The organism is Vibrio sp. HS-50-1 (assembly GCF_024747315.1).
Classification (GTDB): domain Bacteria; phylum Pseudomonadota; class Gammaproteobacteria; order Enterobacterales; family Vibrionaceae; genus Vibrio; species Vibrio diabolicus.
In genome coordinates this window covers 1-632 of the sequence record NZ_JAMPZF010000038.1, presented here as the reverse complement: position 1 = coordinate 632, position 632 = coordinate 1, and the positions used below count along the sequence as shown (strand labels likewise).

Annotated in this window: 1 protein-coding gene; it reads right to left on the bottom strand. The window is 48.1% G+C overall.

The annotated features are described in order from the left end of the window. Window positions 1–632, bottom strand: a 632-nt coding sequence (locus NDJ01_RS16675) for a GTP-binding protein (RefSeq protein WP_258587018.1), incomplete at both ends; no start/stop codon positions are given.

Genomic DNA, 632 nt, shown 5'->3' with positions numbered 1-632 from the left:
CCACGACCTTGGATTGAGAATACGTCTTCGATAGGCATTAGGAATGGCTGATCTACCGCACGCTCTGGCTCAGGGATGTAAGTATCTAGAGCTTCAGCTAGTTCAACGATTTTCGCTTCCCACTGCTCTTCGCCGTTTAGTGCGCCTAGTGCAGAACCTTGGATAACTGGTAGGTCATCACCTGGGAAATCGTATTCAGATAGAAGTTCACGAACTTCCATTTCTACTAGTTCTAGTAGCTCTTCATCGTCAACCATGTCACATTTGTTCATGAATACGATGATGTATGGGATACCAACCTGACGGCCTAGTAGGATGTGCTCACGAGTTTGTGGCATTGGGCCATCTGTCGCAGCAACAACTAGGATACCACCGTCCATCTGTGCAGCACCAGTGATCATGTTTTTAACGTAGTCCGCGTGTCCTGGACAGTCAACGTGTGCGTAGTGACGAGTTGGAGTGTCGTACTCAACGTGAGAAGTTGCGATTGTGATACCGCGCTCACGCTCTTCTGGAGCGTTATCGATAGATGCGAAGTCTTTAGCTACACCGCCGTAAACTTTAGCAAGAGTAGTACAGATAGCTGCAGTTAGAGTTGTTTTACCGTGGTCAACGTGGCCGATAGTACCAAC